Genomic DNA, 17,934 nt, shown 5'->3' on the forward strand with positions numbered 1-17,934 from the left:
AAAAATCACGGCTGGCTGATCGGCGCGTCGGGAGGATCCATGGACAACGAGCAATTCCGCGACTGGTCGACGCGCGCCGCCGACTGGGGCGCTGATTACCGCGCCGGCCTTCGCGATCGGCCCGTACGACCTGCCATAGCGCCGGGCGAGATCTTCAGGAGCATCGAAGCTTCTCCGCCGGAGGCCGCGGAATCGATGGAGACGATCTTCGCCGATTTCGAAGCCAAGATCGTGCCCGGCATGACGCATTGGCAGCATCCGCGTTTCTTTGCTTATTTCCCGGCCAATGCAGCACCCGTCTCGGTGGTGGCCGAATATCTGGTCTCTGCGATGGCCGCGCAGTGCATGCTGTGGCAGACCTCGCCGGCGGCGACAGAGCTTGAGACACGCATCGTCGACTGGATGCGCCAGGCGCTCGGCCTGCCCGAGGGCTTTTCCGGCGTCATCCAGGATTCGGCGTCGTCGGCGACGCTGGCCGCCGTGCTGACCATGCGCGAGCGCACGCTCGACTGGCAGGGCAACAAGAAGGGCCTTTCCGGGCAGGGCAGGCTGCGCGTCTATTCCTCCGACCAGGTGCACACCTCGATCGACCGCGCCATCTGGGTCGCCGGCATTGGCGAGGACAACCTCGTCCGCATTCCCGTCGCCGGCACCTACCGCGCCATGGATACCGCGGCTTTGGAAGCGGCGATTGTTGCCGACCGCGCGGCCGGCCTATTGCCGGCCGGCATCATCGCGTGCGTCGGCGGCACCAGCACCGGCGGCACCGACGACATCGCTGAAGTGGCCGCGGTGGCCAAACGCCAGGGGCTCTATCTGCATATCGACGCCGCCTGGGCCGGATCGGCGATGATCTGTCCGGAATACCGGCATTTCTGGACCGGTGTCGAGGGCGCGGACTCGATCGTCTTCAACCCGCACAAATGGCTGGGCGCGCAATTCGACTGCTCGATCCAGTTCGTCCGCCAGCCGGAGGATCTCGTGCGCACGCTGGCGATCAAGCCGGACTATCTGAAAACTCGCGGCCATGACGGCATCATCAACTACTCCGAATGGTCGGTGCCTCTCGGCCGTCGCTTCCGGGCGCTGAAGCTGTGGTTCCTGCTGCGCGCCCATGGCCTCGAGGCGCTGCGCACCATGATCCGCAATCACGTCGCCTGGAGCGAAGGCATAGCAGCGCGCCTGGCCGAGGAGGAGGATTTCGAGCTCGCCAGCCAGCCGATGCTGTCGCTGTTCTCGTTCCGGCATCGCGCCGTATCCGGCGCTGACTGCGACGAGCACAATCTGCGTCTGGTCGACGCCATCAACAATGACGGCCGTATCTACCTGACGCAGACGCGTGTCGATGGGCGGGTCGCCATCCGCTTCCAGGCAGGCCAGTTCGAGACAACCGCGGCCGATGTCGATACCGCCTTCACTGTCATCTGCGAGTGTGCAAGATCCCCGAAGGACTGACAGGGATTGCCCGGGTGGTTGCCGCCGCCGGGGCAAGCCAGCAAGGACCTGCGAGCAAGCATATGGCCGGAAGGGCTGAAGGGGTTAGCCAGAATCTGACGGGCGTCTGGAGCGGGCGCTATTTCTATCCGCGCGAACTGCCGCCGGTTTCCTTCGTTGCAACGCTGATCGAAACGGCAACCAGCTTGACGGGCATGACCCACGAACCGGCGGCGACCAGCACGGCAAGATACGCAAGCCTGCAGGGGCAGCGAGAGGGCAACGCCGTCTCCTTTACCAAGACATACGACAAGGCCCAATTGAAGGCGCACCCGATTCACTACAGCGGCATCATCAACGGTGATGCAACCGAGATCAAAGGCACTTGGCGAATCCCGGGATACTGGTCCGGCAATTTCCTGATGATCCGCTCGCCAGGTAAAGTCGCGGCTGTCACCCGCAAGGTGGCGGAGCGGGTCTGAGCCGTATCTGCCCGGTTCGCCTTTGCAATCATCGATATTTCATTAGCCGGCGTCTCCCTTTTCATTGCTTTCGTTTTCAGCTACAAACAAGAAAAACGAAAACGGGAGGTTCTCAGTGTATTTGTCGCCGCGCCATGCCGAAATCATCCAGATGGCGAAGGACCATGGCCGTGTGCTGGTCGATGACCTCGCCACGCATTTCAACGTGACGCCACAGACCATCCGCAAGGACCTCAACGATCTCTGCGACCAGCGGCTGCTGACGCGCATCCATGGCGGGGCCCTGTTCCCGTCCGGCATCGAGAACATGGAGTATGAGGCGCGCCGCAAGATTGCCGCCGACGAGAAGGAGGCCATCGGCCGCGCGGCGGCCAGGCTGATACCCGACAACGCCTCCCTGTTCATCAACATCGGCACCACGACCGAGTCGGTCAGCAAGGCGCTGCTCGACCATACCGGGCTGATGGTCATCACCAATAATATCAATGTTGCCAACAGGATGCGCATCTATCCTTCGATCGAGGTGGTAATCGCCGGCGGCGTCGTGCGTGGCTCCGACGGCGGCGTTGTCGGCGAGGCCGCGGTCGATTTCATCAGGCAGTTCAAGGTCGACTATGCAGTGATCGGCGCCTCGGCCATCGACCATGACGGCGCGTTGCTCGATTTCGACTTTCGCGAAGTGAAAGTGGCGCAAGCCATTATCGCCAATGCCAGGCATGTCATCCTGGTCTCCGACCAGACCAAGTTCGAACGCACCGCGCCGGTTCGCATCGGCCATCTCTCGCAAGTCAACACCTTCATCACCGACCGTTGCGACATCCCGTCGGTGCGTAAGATCTGCGAGGAAGCGGAGGTTCAATTGATCGAAACGTCGCTCGGCTAGGCTATCGATCACGGTCCCGTTACATTTCGTTTGACATTCGTTCTTATTTCGAAATAATCCCGATACGGTTTCGTAACAACTCAAAAATGCTGCAATGCGAAATCGCGGGAGGGATTTGTGGACGCAGTCCGTGACATCTTCGTCATCGGTGGCGGCATCAATGGCTGCGGCATCGCCCGCGACGCCGTTGGGCGGGGCTTTTCGGTATTTCTGGCCGAGATGAACGATCTTGCCAGCGGAACCTCCTCCGGCTCGACCAAGCTGATCCACGGCGGTCTGCGCTACCTCGAATTCTACGAGTTCCGGCTGGTGCGCGAGGCGCTGATGGAGCGCGAGGTTCTGTGGAAGAACGCGCCGCACATCATCTGGCCGATGCGCTTCGTGCTGCCCTACGCCAAGGGCCTGCGCCCGGCCTGGCTGATCCGGCTCGGCCTGTTCCTCTACGATCATATTGGTGGCCGCAAATTGCTGCCGGCGACCCGGACACTGGACATGTCCAAGGATCCGGCGGGCAAGCCGCTGAAGCCGCTGTTTCACAAGGCTTTCGAGTACTCGGACGGCTGGGTCAACGATGCCCGGCTGGTGGCATTGAACGCGCGTGACGCCGCCGACCGCGGCGCCACCATCCGCACCCGCACGAAAGTCGTCGGGGCGCGGCGCGAAGGCGATCTGTGGGCGATCCGCGTGGAAGACGTGCAGACGGGAGAGGCAGAGGAGGTCAAGGCCCGGCTGCTGGTCAATGCCGCCGGTCCGTGGGTCGACCACGTCCTGTCGACCACCGTGGGCCAGAACGACGTGCACAATGTGCGCCTGGTGCAGGGCAGTCATATCGTCATCAAAAAGAAGTTCGATGATCCGCGCGCCTACTTCTTCCAGAACAAGGACGGGCGCATCATCTTCGCCATCCCTTACGAGGAAGAATTTACGCTGATCGGCACCACCGATCGCGACTATCCCGGCGATCCGCATGACGTGAAGATCAGCGACACCGAGATCGACTATCTCTGCGCGGCGGCGAGCGAATATTTTGCTGAAGCCGTGACGCGTCCCGATATCGTCTGGACCTATTCTGCCGTGCGCCCGCTCTATGACGACGGCGCTTCGAAGGCGCAGGAAGCGACCCGCGACTATGTGCTGAAAGCCGATGGCGGCGGGGGCAAGGCGCCGATCGTCAACGCTTTCGGCGGCAAGATCACCACCTACCGCCGGTTGTCGGAATCGATGCTGGAAAAGGTCGAAGGTTTTCTCGGCAAGCGCGGCAAGCCGTGGACGGCGAACGCGCCCTTGCCGGGCGGCGATTTCCCGGCCACCGGTTTCGACGTCCAGGTGGCGAAGCTGAAGAGCGCCTATCCTTTCCTCGACCAGCGCCTGGCGCGTCGGTTGACCAGGCTTTACGGCACGCGCGCGCAAGTGCTGCTCGGCCTTGCCAAGTCGAACGCCGATCTCGGCCGCAATTTCGGCGCCGATCTCTATGAGGCCGAGGTACGCTACCTCAGCGAAAACGAATGGGCGCTGACCGCCGAAGATGTATTGTGGCGTCGCACCAAGCGGGGTCTGCATCTCAGCCGCGAACAGGCCTCGGCGCTTGACGAATTCATGCGCGGCATCAGCCGGCGCCATGTCGCGGCAGCGGAATAGGGAAGGCGATTGATGCACAAAGCCTGGGAGGAGGCATCATGCTGGAACTGAGAAACGTGACGAAGATGGTCGGCGCGGTGGAGCATATCCGCGACGTGTCGCTGACGCTTCAGCACGGCTCGCTCAACGTTTTGCTCGGGCCGACACTGTCGGGCAAGACCAGTCTGATGCGGCTGATGGCCGGACTCGACGTGCCGACCACCGGTTCAGTCTGGTTCGACGGCCAGAATGTCACCGGCATGCCGGTGCAGCAGCGCAAGATCGCCATGGTCTATCAGCAGTTCATCAACTACCCCGCGATGACCGTCTACGAGAACATCGCCTCGCCGTTGCGCGTCGCCGGCAACGACCAGGCCAAGATCGACAAGGAAGTCCGCAACGCGGCAGGGCTTTTGAAGCTCACACCCTATCTCGACCGCACGCCGCTCAGCCTGTCCGGCGGCCAGCAGCAGCGTACGGCGCTGGCCCGCGCCATCGTCAAGAATGCCAGCCTGGTGCTGCTCGACGAGCCGCTCGCCAATCTCGACTACAAATTGCGCGAGGAGCTGCGCGCCGAACTGCCCAAGATATTTGCCGCCGCCGGCACTATTTTCGTCTACGCCACGACCGAGCCGCATGAAGCCTTGCTGCTCGGCGGCAATACGGCGACGCTGTCCGAGGGGCGGATCACCCAATTCGGGCCGACCATCGACGTCTTCCGCAAGCCGATCGACCTGGTGACGGCGAAAACCTTTGCCGATCCGCCGCTCAACACCATCGTGCTGGCCAAGAAAGGTCCCGATTTCCTTCTCGAGGGCGGCGTCAAGCTGCCGGTACCGGCCGAACTCGCCGGCATTTCCGACGCCAACTACACGATCGGCTTCCAGCCGCATCATCTGTCGCTCGAGCGGCCCAACGCTGCCGCGGTGCCTGTGCGCGCCAAGGTGACGATCACCGAGATCACCGGCTCGGAAAGCTTCATCCATCTCGATTTTGCCGATGCGCGCTGGGTCATGCTGACCCACGGCATCCGCGATTTCGAGCCCGACGCCGAGATCGAGGTGTTTATCGATCCGCGCCACATCATGGTCTTCGACAGCAACGGCAGCGCCGTCGCCGCGCCGAAGCTTGCGGCCTGAGGGGGAAGAGATGGCGCGCATCGACGTCAACCATGTCAGGCACTCCTACCTGCCCAATCCGCAGAAGGATGCCGATTTTGCGCTGCGGGAAGTGCACCACACATTCGAGGATGGCGGCGCCTATGCGCTGCTTGGGCCTTCGGGTTGCGGCAAGACCACGCTGCTCAACATCATTTCGGGACTTCTGCACCCCTCGCACGGTGAGTTGCTGTTCAACGGCAAGGACGTCACCAATCTGTCGACGCAGGAGCGCAACATCGCGCAGGTGTTCCAGTTCCCGGTCATCTACGACACCATGACCGTCTACGACAATCTGGCCTTCCCGCTGCGCAACCGCGGCGTGCCGGAGGCCGATGTCGACCGCAAGGTGCGGGAGACGCTGGAGATGATCGACCTGGAGTCGTGGGCGAAGAAGAAGGCGAGGGGCCTGACCGCCGACCAGAAGCAGAAGATCTCGCTCGGCCGCGGCCTGGTGCGCTCGGATGTCAATGCCATCCTGTTCGACGAACCGCTGACGGTTATCGATCCGCACATGAAGTGGGTGCTGCGCTCGCAGTTGAAGCAACTGCACCGCCGCTTCGGCTACACCATGGTCTATGTCACCCATGACCAGACCGAGGCGCTGACCTTCGCCGACCAGGTCGTCGTCATGTATGATGGCGGCATCGTCCAGATCGGCACGCCGGCCGAATTGTTCGAGCGCCCGCGCCACACATTCGTCGGTTACTTCATCGGCTCGCCCGGCATGAACGTCATGCCGGTGGCGATCGACGGCAAGACCGCGACCATTGGCAGCCAGCGGATCGAGCTGCCCGGCGCGCCAAAGACCGCCGCTGGGAGCTCCGGCGCCATCGAACTCGGCATCCGCCCCGAATATGTCAGGCTCGGCCGTGACGGCATGGCGGTTAAAATCAGCAAGGTCGAGGATCTCGGCCGCCACAAGGTGGTGCGCGCCAGCCTCGAAGGCCGCGAGATCGCTGCCGTCATCGGCGAGGACGAGAGCGTGCCGGCCGACCCAAAGGTTCGTTTCGATCCGGCCGGCATCAACATCTATGCCGATTCCTGGCTGGTTGAGATGGGGCGTGTCGAGATGGGGGCATAGATGGAAAAGACCTGGAACAACAAGGCCTGGTTCCTGGTGCTTCCGGTGCTGGTGCTGGTGGCGTTCTCGGCCGTCATTCCGCTGATGACGGTCGTCAACTATTCGGTGCAGGACACCTTCGGCAACAACGTCTTCTTCTGGGCAGGCACCCAGTGGTTCGAGGAACTGCTGTCGTCCAGCCGCTTCTGGGAAGCGATGGTGCGCAACCTGATCTTCTCCTTCATCATCCTGGCCATCGAAGTGCCGCTCGGCATCTTCATCGCGCTCAACATGCCGAAGAAGGGCTGGGGCGTGCCGGTCTGCCTAGTGCTTATGTCGTTGCCGCTGCTCATTCCGTGGAACGTCGTCGGCACCATCTGGCAGGTCTTCGGCCGCAACGACATCGGCCTGCTCGGCTACTACGTCAACGCGCTCGGCATCGACTACAATTACGTGCAGGATTCGTTCGACGCTTGGGTCACCATCATCATCATGGACGTCTGGCACTGGACCAGCCTTGTCGTGCTGCTCTGCTATGCCGGCCTGGTTTCGATCCCGGATGCCTTCTACCAGGCGGCCAAGATCGACGGCGCCTCGCGCTGGGCGGTGTTCCGTTATATCCAGCTGCCGAAGATGCAGCGTGTGCTTTTGATCGCCGTGCTGTTGCGCTTCATGGATAGCTTCATGATCTACACCGAGCCCTTCGTCGTCACCGGCGGCGGCCCCGGCAACTCGACCACGTTCCTGTCGATCGACCTCGTCAAGACCGCGCTCGGCCAGTTCGACCTCGGTCCGGCGGCCGCCATGTCGCTGGTCTACTTCCTGATCATCCTGTTGTTGTCGTGGGTGTTCTACACCGTGATGACCAACTACGACGCGGAGCGCTGAGATGAGCGGCGCCAACGAAAGAGCCGACAGAGTGAGCGAAACCACCGCTTCGGGAAAATTGGCGAGCACGCTTTCGCAGGATCAGGTCGCCCGGCTGATGCGCAAGCGCGGCGAGGAATCGCGCTGGTGGTGGATCGTGCCGACGATCTACATCATCGTGCTTCTGCTNTCTGCTGCCGATCTACTGGCTCATCAACATGAGCTTCAAGACCAATGCCGAGATCGTCTCCTCGCTGACGCTCTATCCGCATCAGCCTACGATCGCCAACTACGTCACTATCTTCACCGATGCGTCCTGGTATTCGGGCTACATCAACTCGATCACCTATGTTGTCATGAACATGGTGATTTCCGTGGCTGCGGCGCTGCCGGCGGCCTACGCCTTTTCGCGCTACCGCTTCCTCGGCGACAAGCATCTGTTCTTCTGGCTGCTGACCAACCGCATGGCGCCGCCGGCGGTGTTCGCGCTGCCGTTCTTCCAGCTCTATTCGGCCTTCGGCCTGATCGACACCCACATCGCGGTGGCGCTGGCGCACTGCCTGTTCAACGTGCCGCTGGCGGTGTGGATCCTCGAAGGCTTCATGTCGGGCGTGCCCAAAGAGATCGACGAAACAGCCTATATTGACGGCTACTCCTTCCCGCGCTTCTTCGTCAGGATATTCATGCCGCTGATCGCCAGTGGCATCGGTGTCGCCTGCTTCTTCTGCTTCATGTTCTCATGGGTCGAGCTTTTGATCGCTCGCACGCTGACGACCACCGATGCCAAGCCCATCGCCGCCACCATGACCCGCACCGTTTCGGCCGCCGGCATGGATTGGGGCCTGCTCGCTGCCGCCGGCGTGCTGACGCTGATCCCCGGCGCGCTCGTCATCTGGTTTGTCCGCAACTACATCGCCAAGGGCTTCGCCCTGGGGAGGGTGTGATGAAACAAAAGCACGGGTTCATCCTCACCACCACCGCCAAGGGCTTTGCCCTGGGGAGGGTGTCACCATGAATCTCGACCTCACCTGGATGGCGTGGACGTGGCCGACGGCGGCGTTCTTCGGCACCATTCTTCTGCTGCTGTGCGGCATGGCGTTTTGGGAATTTGCCTCGCCGGGCGGCAATCCGCGCGTCGGCATCCTGCGCTTCGAGACGACGCGCGGCGACCGTCTTTTTCTGTCGCTGCTTGGCAGCGCCTTTATCCATCTCGCTTGGCTGGGTCTTGTCGGATCCAACCTGTGGTGGGCTCTCGCTCTCTCCGTGGTCTACGCCGTCGGCGTGTTCCGCTACGTATAGAGGGGGAAACTGTTGGATCGACCGCGTGCCGGTGGCCGTTCCAGATCGCACTTGAAACCTAAATGTGGAGGAAACCTATGCGACGGCAATTTTTAACATCAACAACTGCCCTTGTCCTGTTGCTCGGGGTAGGCAACGCCTACGCCGGAATGGATGAGGCCAAGGCGTTTCTGGACAAGGAAATCGGCCCGCTGTCGACGCTCGACCGGGCCGGCCAGGAAGCAGAAATGCAGTGGTTCATCGATGCCGCGAAGCCTTTCGCCGGCATGGACATCAAGGTCGTGTCCGAAACCATCGCCACCCACCAGTATGAATCGCAGGTGCTGGCGCCGGCCTTTACCGCCATCACTGGCATCAAGATCACGCATGACGTCATCCAGGAAGGCGACGTCGTCGAGAAGATCCAGACCCAGATGCAGACCGGCCAGAACCTTTATGACGGCTGGGTCAACGATTCCGACCTGATCGGCACCCACTGGCGCTACCAGCAGGTCCGCAACCTGACCGACTGGATGGCGGGCGAGGGCAAGGACGTTACCAATCCGAACCTCGACCTGAAGGATTTTATCGGCACCTCCTTCACCACCGCGCCGGACAAGAAGCTCTATCAGCTGCCCGACCAGCAGTTCGCCAACCTCTACTGGTTCCGTTACGACTGGTTCAACGACGAGAAGAACAAGGCCGACTTCAAGGCGAAATACGGCTACGACCTCGGCGTTCCCGTCAACTGGTCGGCCTATGAGGACATCGCGGAGTTCTTCACCGGCCGCGAGATCGACGGCAAGAAGGTCTATGGCCACATGGACTACGGCAAGAAGGACCCGTCGCTCGGCTGGCGGTTCACTGATGCCTGGCTGTCGATGGCCGGCAACGGCGACAAGGGCCTGCCGAACGGCCTGCCGGTCGACGAATGGGGCATCAAGGTCAACGAGAAATCACAGCCGGTCGGCTCCTGCACGGCGCGCGGCGGCGACACCAACGGCCCGGCTGCCGTCTACTCGATCCAGAAATACCTCGACTGGCTGAAGGCCTACGCTCCGGCCGAAGCCCAGGGCATGACCTTCTCCGAATCCGGCCCGGTGCCGGCACAGGGTGCGGTCGCGCAGCAGATATTCTGGTACACCGCCTTCACCGCTTCGATGGTCGACGCCGGCGCCAAGGCGGTGCTGAACGACGACGGAACGCCGAAGTGGCGCATGGCCCCGTCGCCGCATGGCGTCTACTGGAAGGACGGCATGAAGCTCGGCTATCAGGACGTGGGTTCCTGGACGCTGATGAAGTCGACGCCGACCGACCGCGCCAAGGCCGCCTGGCTCTACGCGCAGTTCGTGACCTCGAAGACGGTCGACGTGAAGAAGAGCCATGTCGGCTTGACCTTCATCCGCGAAAGCACGATCCACGACAAGAGCTTCACCGAACGTGCGCCGAAGCTCGGTGGTCTGATCGAGTTCTACCGCTCGCCGGCCCGCGTTCAGTGGTCGCCGACCGGCACCAACGTGCCCGATTATCCGAAGCTGGCACAGCTCTGGTGGCAGGCGATCGGCGATGCCTCGTCCGGCGCCAAGACGGCGCAGGAAGCCATGGACTCGCTCTGCGCCGAGCAGGAAAAAGTCATGACCCGCATCGAGAAGTCGGGCGTCCAGGGCGATATCGGCCCGAAGATGGCCGAAGAGCATGACCTCGCCTACTGGAACGCCGACGCGGTCAAGAACGGCAATCTCGCGCCTCAGCTGAAGATCGAGAACGAGAAGGAAAAGCCGATCACCATCAACTACGACGAACTGGTGAAGAGCTGGCAGAAGTAATCTTGGCGTACGCGCCAGGATCATAGTGAACGGGGAGGCGGCATCTTGCCGTCTCCCCTGTTTGTATAGGCGAGCTACCGGGAGGACTAATGACCGGATACATCCTTGCAATCGACCAGGGTACGACATCGACCAGGGCGATCCTGTTCGACGGCGCGATGAAGGTCGCCGGCAGCAAGCAGCAGGAATTCACGCAGCATTATCCTGCCTCCGGCTGGGTCGAGCATGATCCGGAAGAGATCTGGGCAAGCGTCGTCGCGACGGTCAAAGGCGCGCTGAAGGCCGCCGGCCGCGAGGCCTCGGATGTGGCGGCGATCGGCATCACCAACCAGCGCGAAACCGTCGTCATCTGGGACAAGGCGACCGGCAAGCCGATCCACAATGCCATCGTCTGGCAGGACCGCCGCACCGCGCCGCTGTGCCAGAAGCTGAAAAAACACGGCCTGGAGAAAAAGTTCACCAAAAAGACCGGCCTGCTGCTCGATCCCTATTTCTCCGGCACCAAGATCGCCTGGATGCTGGACAAGGTAAACGGTGCGAGAAAGCGCGCCGAAAAGGGCGAACTGCTCGCCGGCACTATCGACAGTTTTTTGATCTGGCGGCTGACCGGCGGCAAGGTGCATGCGACGGATGCGACCAACGCCTCGCGCACGCTGGTCTATAACATCGAGAAAAATGTCTGGGACGACGAGCTGCTCTCCATCCTGCGCATCCCGGTGGCGATGCTGCCTGAGGTCAAGGATTGCGCCGACGACTACGGCGTGACGGAAAAAAGCCTGTTTGGCGCCGAAATCAAAATCCTTGGCGTGGCCGGCGATCAGCACGCAGCGACCATAGGCCAGGCCTGTTTCGAGCCAGGCATGATGAAATCGACCTATGGCACCGGCTGCTTTGCGCTGCTCAACACCGGCGCCGATCTAGTGCGCTCGAAGAACCGGCTGTTGACCACCATCGCCTATCGGCTGAACGGCAAGACTACCTATGCCTTGGAAGGCTCGATCTTCATCGCGGGTGCCGCCGTGCAATGGCTGCGCGACGGCATCAAGGTGATCGGCAAGGCCGAGCATAGCGGCGTTTTGGCGGCAACCGCCGACCCCACGCAGAACGTCTATCTGGTGCCGGCTTTCGTCGGTCTCGGCGCGCCGCATTGGGACGCCGAGGCGCGTGGCGCGATCTTCGGGCTGACCCGCAACTCTGGCCCGGCGGAGTTCGCCCGCGCGGCGCTGGAATCCGTCGCCTACCAGACGCGCGATCTCCTCGACGCCATGCGCAAGGACTGGAAGGGGGCGTCGGCCAAAACCGTGCTTCGCGTCGACGGCGGCATGGTGGCCTCCGACTGGACCATGCAGCGGCTGGCCGATATCCTCGATGCGCCGGTCGATCGCCCGACCATTCTGGAGACGACGGCGCTGGGTGCGGCGTGGCTTGCCGGCTCGAAAGCAGGCGTGTGGCCGAAGGCGAAGGATTTTGCCAAGAGCTGGGCGCTCGAGCGCCGCTTCAAGCCGGACATGGATGCCACGGTGCGCTCGGCAAAGCTCGCGGGCTGGCGCAATGCGGTGCGCCGGACGCTGAGCGCGCGGTAGTAAATCATGGCGGGGGAAGGGGATGAATCCACACTGGTATGGGGCCTGGCGCGACGAGGCTGTCGAACAATTGGATGCAAAGAATGCACGCTTGCAGCAGGAGTTCCGACTCGGCAGTTGGCCTCGCTATGACTATGATCTGACAGAAGGAAAGCTTCTGTTCTCGGACAACGGCATCACCAAGGTCGTCGCCGAAATCCAAATCGCCGGATCGACGAGTGCCAAGGCCAGCAACTGGCTCTGGGCTTGGGCAAATTCAAACCTGCCTGGCGACCTGCTTGCCGACGCAGAGCTGGTTCGGTCTTTCGGACAGGAGCATTCCATTGATGAGCTGGCTCAACCCTATGCGATAGATTTGAACAACGACTTGGAAGTGCTCGGCTGGAAAATGACCGCAGCTGCGGTTCGAATCTGCAACGGCCTCGGCGCATACCGTTCTCCGCGTGGTGAAGGCGGAGCCCTGTATCTGATCTTCAAGAGCGTCAATTGGGCCAGCTAATCCGCCGCGCCCGTACCCAAGCAACCTACGGAAAAGCCCGCGCCGTTGCCGGCGCAGGCTTTTCTACTCAACACTTGGTACCAACTCAGCTCAATAGGGCGAATTGCACTGTTGACGCGGGCCGTAATTGGGCTGGAATGTGTTGTCCGAAGCGCGGTACGACCGATAGCGGTCGTAGCACCACTGCACATGGGCATCGCCGCGGTTGTTCTCGCTGTTGACGATCGCACCGGTGATCAAGGCGCCGGTGGCGAAGGCAGCCAGCGGGAACCAGTAGTCGCCGTGACGGCGATAGCCGCGGTGATATTCGCGATAGCCGCGATGGCCATTCCAATAGCTGCCGCCATCATTGTTGCGGGAGAACTGGCGGCCTACGCGGAAATCGCGATTGCCGGAATTGCGGTTGCCATGGCGCATCCACCGCCAGTTGTCATGACGAGAATCGCTCACATTCACGATGTCGGACGAAGTTGCTGATGACTGGGGCACGAACATCTGGGCGGCATTGGCCGGCATAGCGGCGGCCGCGGCAAACGAAATTGACAGGGTGGTCGCCAGTAGACCCGTTGCGATCTTGTTCATGATCTTCTCCTTGAAGGGTGGTTGACGTCCCTTGTGAGACGAAAACGGCCCGCTCGTGCGATGGTTCCCACCAAAACAGTAAGTTGCTGATTTGTAATGTTTCTCGAATTCGGCGCGTGAGAAAAGGCGCGTCTCGCGCGCCAACAGATCGAAGCGGCGACCACGTTGCGGGAGCGGCTCACCGGGCTGGTGACGACGCAATTTGCGGCGCGTCTGGCGATGGCTGAAACCCCGGTCGAAGGGCCATCTTTTTCCGGTTGACCGGTCGCGGCACTCTCCCTATGTTCCGCGCAATTTCGAGGGCGGCCTTTAGAGCCCGCGGGAGCGCGTAGCTCAGCCGGTAGAGCAACTGACTTTTAATCAGTAGGTCTCGGGTTCGAACCCCGACGCGCTCACCAGAAATATTTCGTGCGGAAGTTGCCCTGTCAGCAGCCCCCATCGCCCCCTACAATCGCCGCCCGGTCTTGACGTCGAACAGATGAGCGCAGGCGCGGTCGATCTCGATGCGCATCTGCTCGCCCTGTTTCAGTGCCAGCCGCTCGCGGAAAAGGCAGGAGATTTCTTCTCCGGCGCAGTCGACCCGGGCAAAGATTTCCGAACCCGTTGCTTCCAGAAGCACGATCGTGCCGGGGATTCCTTTGGCGGTCGTCGCTCGGATGTGTTCGGGGCGGATGCCGTAGATGAGGTCGCGGCCGGGTATGTTGGTCAGGTCGATGCCTTCTGGCAGCGGCAAGATCAGTCCACCGGCGCTGCGGAAAACACCTTCCTCGACATGGCCTCGAATGAAATTCATCGCCGGCGAGCCGATGAACCCGGCAACGAAGAGGTTGGCCGGGCGATCGTAGAGATCGAGCGGCGCGCCGATCTGCTCGACAAGGCCGTCATGCAGCACGACGATCTTGTCGGCCATGGTCATGGCCTCGATCTGGTCGTGGGTAACGTAGATGGTGGTGGTTCCCAGCCGCTGGTGCAGCGCCTTGATCTCGCCGCGCATCTGCACGCGCAATTTGGCGTCGAGATTGGACAGCGGCTCGTCGAACAGGAACACCTGCGGGTCGCGCACGATGGCGCGGCCCATGGCGACGCGCTGGCGCTGGCCGCCGGAAAGCTGACGCGGATAGCGGTCGAGCAGCTTGTCCAGGCCGAGAATGCTGGCGGCCCTGCCGACGCGGCCGGCGGTGTCGGCCGGATCGGCTTTCTTGATCTTCAGGGCAAAGCCCATATTGTCGGCCACCGTCATATGCGGATAGAGCGCGTAGTTCTGGAACACCATGGCGATGTTTCGGTCGCGCGCCCTGAGATTGTTGACGAGGCGATCGCCAATGGCGATCCTGCCGCCCGAGATCGTTTCCAGTCCGGCAATCATGCGCAGCAGCGTCGACTTTCCGCAGCCCGACGGCCCGACCAGGATGACGAATTCGCCATCGGCGATGTCGACGCTGACATCGTGGATGATCTTGGCGGCTCCGAAAGCCTTCTGAACGTTGTTGATTGTTACCGATGCCATTGGATTTCTCCCGGAAATGAGTGATGTCGGGGCCGTGCCTCAGCCGCCCTTGACGGCGCCTGCGGTCAGCCCGGCGACGATCTGCCTTTGCGCGAACAGGGTCAGCACCAGCACCGGCAGCGTCACCACAAGTGCTGCGGCGGCGAGCGGACCCCAGCTCACCTGCTCGTAGGAAAGCATGTTGTAGACGGCGACCGGCAGCGTGCGAGTCTCGCGGCTGGCGAGCACAATGCCGAAGACGAAATTGTTCCATGAGAAGATGATCGACAGGATGAAGGCGACGACAATGCCCGGCTTGGCGATGGGCAAGGCGACCAGCCGGAACACCTGCCAGGAACTGGCGCCATCGATGTTGGCCGCTTCTTCCAGCTCCATCGGCGTGGTCTCGAAATAGCCGATCATCACCCAGACCACGATCGGCACCGTCACCACCAGATGGATGATGATCTGCGGCCACAGCGTGCCGAGAATGCCGACCCACTGGAACAGCAGGAACAGCGGAATGAGATAGGAAAGCCCCGGCGTCATGCGGGCGATCATGATGACCACCGCCGAGCGTTCGGCCTTGAGCCGCGCGATGCCATAGCCCGCCGGCACGCCGATCAGCAGCGCCAGCAACGTTGCCGTGCCCGTCACCAGAACCGAATTCCAGAAATAGAGCAGGAAATTGTTCTCCTCGAATACCTTCACATAGTTCGACCAGGCGAGATGTTCCGGGATCAGAATCGGCGGGTAGGCACCGTTGTCGATCTCGAACTTCAGCGACAGCGAGACCATCCAGAGGAAGAACAGGATCGCCGGCGAGACGAAGACCAGAGCCGCGAAAAACAGCCCGATCCGGTTGAGCAGCCGTGAACTCATCTATTTGCCCTCCACCCCGATCCATTGGGAGCGCTGGCGCAGCATCAGCAGGATGAAGGACAGCGCGACGATGACGATGAAGAACACCACGGCCATGGCCGAGCCATAGCCGATGTCGTAGTAGGAGAAGGCGGTGTTGTAGAGATAGATGTTGATGGTTTCCGAGGCCGTGCCCGGTCCGCCCTGGGTCATCGCGTAGATGATGTCAAAACTCTTCAGCGCATCGATGGTGCGGATGATCATCGCGATCATCAGGAACGGCGCGATCATCGGCAAGGTGAGATAGCGGAATTGCTGCCAGGCGTTGGCGCCATCGATCTCGGCGCTCTCGAAGGGCTCGCGCGGCACGGAGGCCAAGCCGCCCAGCACGATCAGCATCACCAGCGGCGTCCACTGCCAGGTCTCGACCGCAACCAGGGACGGGATGACCGTCCTGGCATTAAAGATCCATTCCTGCGCCGGGATGCCGACCAGCGACAACAGATAGTTGAGCACGCCAAGCTGGGGATGGAACATCATCGTCCAGACCAGCGCCACGGCGACTGGCGTTGCCATCATCGGCATGACGAAGACGCCGCGCAACAGGCCGCGCAGCGGAAATTTGGCGTCGAAGATCAGCGCGGCAAGAGTGCCGAGGAACATCGGTGCCGCGACCGAAAGCGCCGTGTAGGTCAGCGTATGGAAAAGCGATTCCCAGAAGCGTTGGTCGACGGCCAGCCGCAGGTAATTTTCCATCCCGGCAAAGCTTCGCGCCTGGCCGAGGGTCCAGCGGTTGACGCTCATCCACAGCGTGAAGGCCCAGGGAAAGACGATCACGGCGCCGACGACGACGAGCGCCGGGACGACGAAAGGCCAGTAGTTGGGAGCCAGACGGATGGTCTGGTTCCCTTCGATGGCTTGCGTCGTCACCCCGGCGCGTTCTGGGGTGATGGCGGACATCAGCCTTGCTCGCTCCGGTCGAGCACCGGCTGGAACTGCTCGGTGGCCTGCTTCAGTTCCTCTGCCGGATCGGCGCCGGCGATCAGATTGGTCAGCGCCACGCCATAGATATCGCGGAACTCGGTGACCGGAATGATGACCGGCAGCGACAGCCGGCTGACATTGCCCGAGCCGACCACGGCATCGAGCCAACTCGCCGGCATGGTGACGCCTTCGCGCACCTTGGGATCTTCCAGCACCGACTTGCGGAACGGCACGCCGGCACCCGCCTGCAGCAGGCGCGCGCCCATGGCGGGCGAAATCGCCCACTGGCAGAAGAGGTAGGCGGCCTCCTTCTTCTCGCTGGCGGCCGTCACGCCGAGGCCGTCGCCAAAGGTGCCGGCGGCATGCGCCTTGGGCCCCTTGGGCATGACGCCGTAGCCGACCTTGCCGACCACTCGTGACTTTTCCGGATTTTCCATTGGCGGGGCAAAGCCGACGCCATCGAACCACATCCCGATCTTGCCTTGCAGGAAGGCGGACTGGGCTTCGGCCCAGTTGAATCCGGTGACGCCTGGAGGCGCCGACTTGGTCATCAGCCGCTGGTAGAGGCTGGCCGCCTCGACCGCCTCGGGCGAGGTCGTACGCAGCTTGCCCTTGTCGTCGAGCGGCGTCATGTCGTAGCCGAGCATAAGCGACGTCCACACCGGCGTGTTGGCGTTCTTGAGGCCGCGGGCGACAAAGCCGTAGGTGTTGGTCGATGGGTCGGTCAGCGCTTCGGCGGCCGCCACCAGTTGCTCGAAGGTTTCAGGGTATTTGAGGCCCTTGGCCTCGAACAATTCCTTGTTCCAGTAGACGATCCAGTAGTCGACTGAGAACGGCAGCGAGCGCAACACGCCCTGGCCGTCCTTGGCAAACAGCATGCCGGCATCGGCGAAATCGGTTTCCACCAGCGCAGGATCGGTCAGGGTCGGGTCAGCGAGATAGCCTGATATGTCGGCCAGCCAGTCGCCCTTTTCGAACTGGCGCTTCTGCACGTGGTAGCTCAGATGCACGACGTCGAAGCTCGGTTTGCCGGAGCTCAGTTCGATCACCGTCTTCTGGCGCTGCTGCTGTTCCGGCGTCGCTTCGGCATTGACCTTGATCCCGGTCAGTTCCTCGAACTCGGCGATGTATTTTATCAGCGTGTCGCTGCGCGGGCTTTTCACCAGATTGACGTCAAGCGTCGTTCCCGCAAAGCGCTTCCAGTCGACGCCGGCGGCAAAGCTTGGGCGAACACCGGCAAAGCCGGCGGCGGCAAGGGCGGCGGTTCCCTGGAGGAGTTGCCTCCTGGTTGGGTTGAACAGATTGGACGACATTTTCTTCCTCCCGGTTGTT

16 protein-coding genes, 1 tRNA gene and 1 pseudogene are annotated in these 17,934 nt (G+C 62.0%); 13 read left to right on the forward strand and 5 right to left on the reverse strand.

Annotation, left to right across the window (positions count from 1 at the left end; genetic code table 11):
* Positions 1-39: 39 nt before the first annotated feature.
* From X728_RS147870 to X728_RS147820, 12 genes and pseudogenes are all read left to right on the forward strand, one after another.
* Positions 40-1,455, forward strand: a complete 1,416-nt coding sequence (locus tag X728_RS147870) for a pyridoxal-dependent decarboxylase (RefSeq protein WP_023832073.1) — start codon at positions 40-42, stop codon at positions 1,453-1,455.
* A gap of 14 nt (positions 1,456-1,469) precedes the next feature.
* A complete protein-coding gene (locus X728_RS147865) occupies positions 1,470-1,916 on the forward strand; it encodes a hypothetical protein (RefSeq protein WP_023684648.1) in 447 nt (148 codons plus the stop codon).
* Between the two features lie 115 nt (positions 1,917-2,031).
* The gene (locus X728_RS147860; protein ID WP_023670971.1) at positions 2,032-2,799 is read left to right on the forward strand and encodes a DeoR/GlpR family DNA-binding transcription regulator; all 768 of its coding nucleotides are present in this window, start codon (positions 2,032-2,034) and stop codon (positions 2,797-2,799) included.
* Positions 2,800-2,916: 117 nt separating this feature from the next.
* On the forward strand, positions 2,917-4,437 hold the full coding sequence (gene glpD, locus X728_RS147855; protein WP_023712375.1) for a glycerol-3-phosphate dehydrogenase: 1,521 nt from the start codon (positions 2,917-2,919) through the stop codon (positions 4,435-4,437).
* A gap of 38 nt (positions 4,438-4,475) precedes the next feature.
* On the forward strand, positions 4,476-5,555 hold the full coding sequence (locus tag X728_RS147850; RefSeq protein ID WP_023670973.1) for an ABC transporter ATP-binding protein: 1,080 nt from the start codon (positions 4,476-4,478) through the stop codon (positions 5,553-5,555).
* A 10-nt stretch (positions 5,556-5,565) separates the two neighbouring features.
* A complete protein-coding gene (locus tag X728_RS147845) occupies positions 5,566-6,657 on the forward strand; it encodes an ABC transporter ATP-binding protein (protein WP_023684651.1) in 1,092 nt (363 codons plus the stop codon).
* Positions 6,658-7,524, forward strand: coding sequence for a sugar ABC transporter permease (locus X728_RS147840; protein WP_023712374.1), 867 nt, complete (start codon positions 6,658-6,660; stop codon positions 7,522-7,524).
* Between the two features lies 1 nt (position 7,525).
* Positions 7,526-8,447, forward strand: a pseudogene (locus tag X728_RS01000000166885) (carbohydrate ABC transporter permease).
* Positions 8,448-8,514: 67 nt separating this feature from the next.
* Positions 8,515-8,802 (forward strand): DUF2160 domain-containing protein, encoded by a 288-nt coding sequence (locus tag X728_RS147835; RefSeq protein WP_023670977.1) that lies wholly within the window; start codon positions 8,515-8,517, stop codon positions 8,800-8,802.
* A gap of 77 nt (positions 8,803-8,879) precedes the next feature.
* A complete protein-coding gene (locus X728_RS147830; RefSeq protein WP_023670978.1) occupies positions 8,880-10,607 on the forward strand; it encodes an ABC transporter substrate-binding protein in 1,728 nt (575 codons plus the stop codon).
* 89 nt (positions 10,608-10,696) lie between these two features.
* Positions 10,697-12,190 (forward strand): glycerol kinase GlpK, encoded by a 1,494-nt coding sequence (glpK, locus tag X728_RS147825; RefSeq protein WP_023706204.1) that lies wholly within the window; start codon positions 10,697-10,699, stop codon positions 12,188-12,190.
* 22 nt (positions 12,191-12,212) lie between these two features.
* Positions 12,213-12,689, forward strand: a complete 477-nt coding sequence (locus X728_RS147820) for a DUF6882 domain-containing protein (RefSeq protein ID WP_023684656.1) — start codon at positions 12,213-12,215, stop codon at positions 12,687-12,689.
* 90 nt (positions 12,690-12,779) lie between these two features.
* Here the strand turns inward: X728_RS147820 and X728_RS147815 are convergent, their stop codons facing one another.
* Positions 12,780-13,271 carry a BA14K family protein gene (locus tag X728_RS147815; protein ID WP_023706205.1) on the reverse strand — a complete coding sequence of 164 codons (492 nt, stop codon included), beginning with the start codon at positions 13,269-13,271 and terminating at the stop codon, positions 12,780-12,782.
* Between the two features lie 322 nt (positions 13,272-13,593).
* On the opposite strand from X728_RS147815, the gene X728_RS147810 reads away from it, so the two are divergent.
* Positions 13,594-13,669: transfer RNA gene (locus X728_RS147810), tRNA-Lys, on the forward strand.
* Positions 13,670-13,716: 47 nt separating this feature from the next.
* Here the strand turns inward: X728_RS147810 and ugpC are convergent.
* From ugpC to X728_RS147790, 4 genes are read right to left on the reverse strand one after another with little or no spacing between them, the layout of a single operon-like run.
* Complete coding sequence (ugpC, locus tag X728_RS147805; RefSeq protein ID WP_023706206.1) at positions 13,717-14,778, reverse strand: sn-glycerol-3-phosphate ABC transporter ATP-binding protein UgpC; 1,062 nt, start codon at positions 14,776-14,778, stop codon at positions 13,717-13,719.
* A gap of 39 nt (positions 14,779-14,817) precedes the next feature.
* A complete protein-coding gene (locus X728_RS147800; protein WP_023684659.1) occupies positions 14,818-15,639 on the reverse strand; it encodes a carbohydrate ABC transporter permease in 822 nt (273 codons plus the stop codon).
* The gene (locus X728_RS147795; protein ID WP_023712372.1) at positions 15,640-16,578 is read right to left on the reverse strand and encodes a sugar ABC transporter permease; all 939 of its coding nucleotides are present in this window, start codon (positions 16,576-16,578) and stop codon (positions 15,640-15,642) included. It lies immediately after the preceding gene.
* Positions 16,578-17,915, reverse strand: coding sequence for a sugar ABC transporter substrate-binding protein (locus X728_RS147790; protein WP_023706208.1), 1,338 nt, complete (start codon positions 17,913-17,915; stop codon positions 16,578-16,580). Before X728_RS147790 ends, X728_RS147795 begins: the two co-directional genes overlap by 1 nt.
* Positions 17,916-17,934: the final 19 nt, after the last annotated feature.

Origin of the sequence: Mesorhizobium sp. L103C119B0, from assembly GCF_000502235.1 — a bacterium.
In the GTDB taxonomy this organism is placed as follows: domain Bacteria; phylum Pseudomonadota; class Alphaproteobacteria; order Rhizobiales; family Rhizobiaceae; genus Mesorhizobium.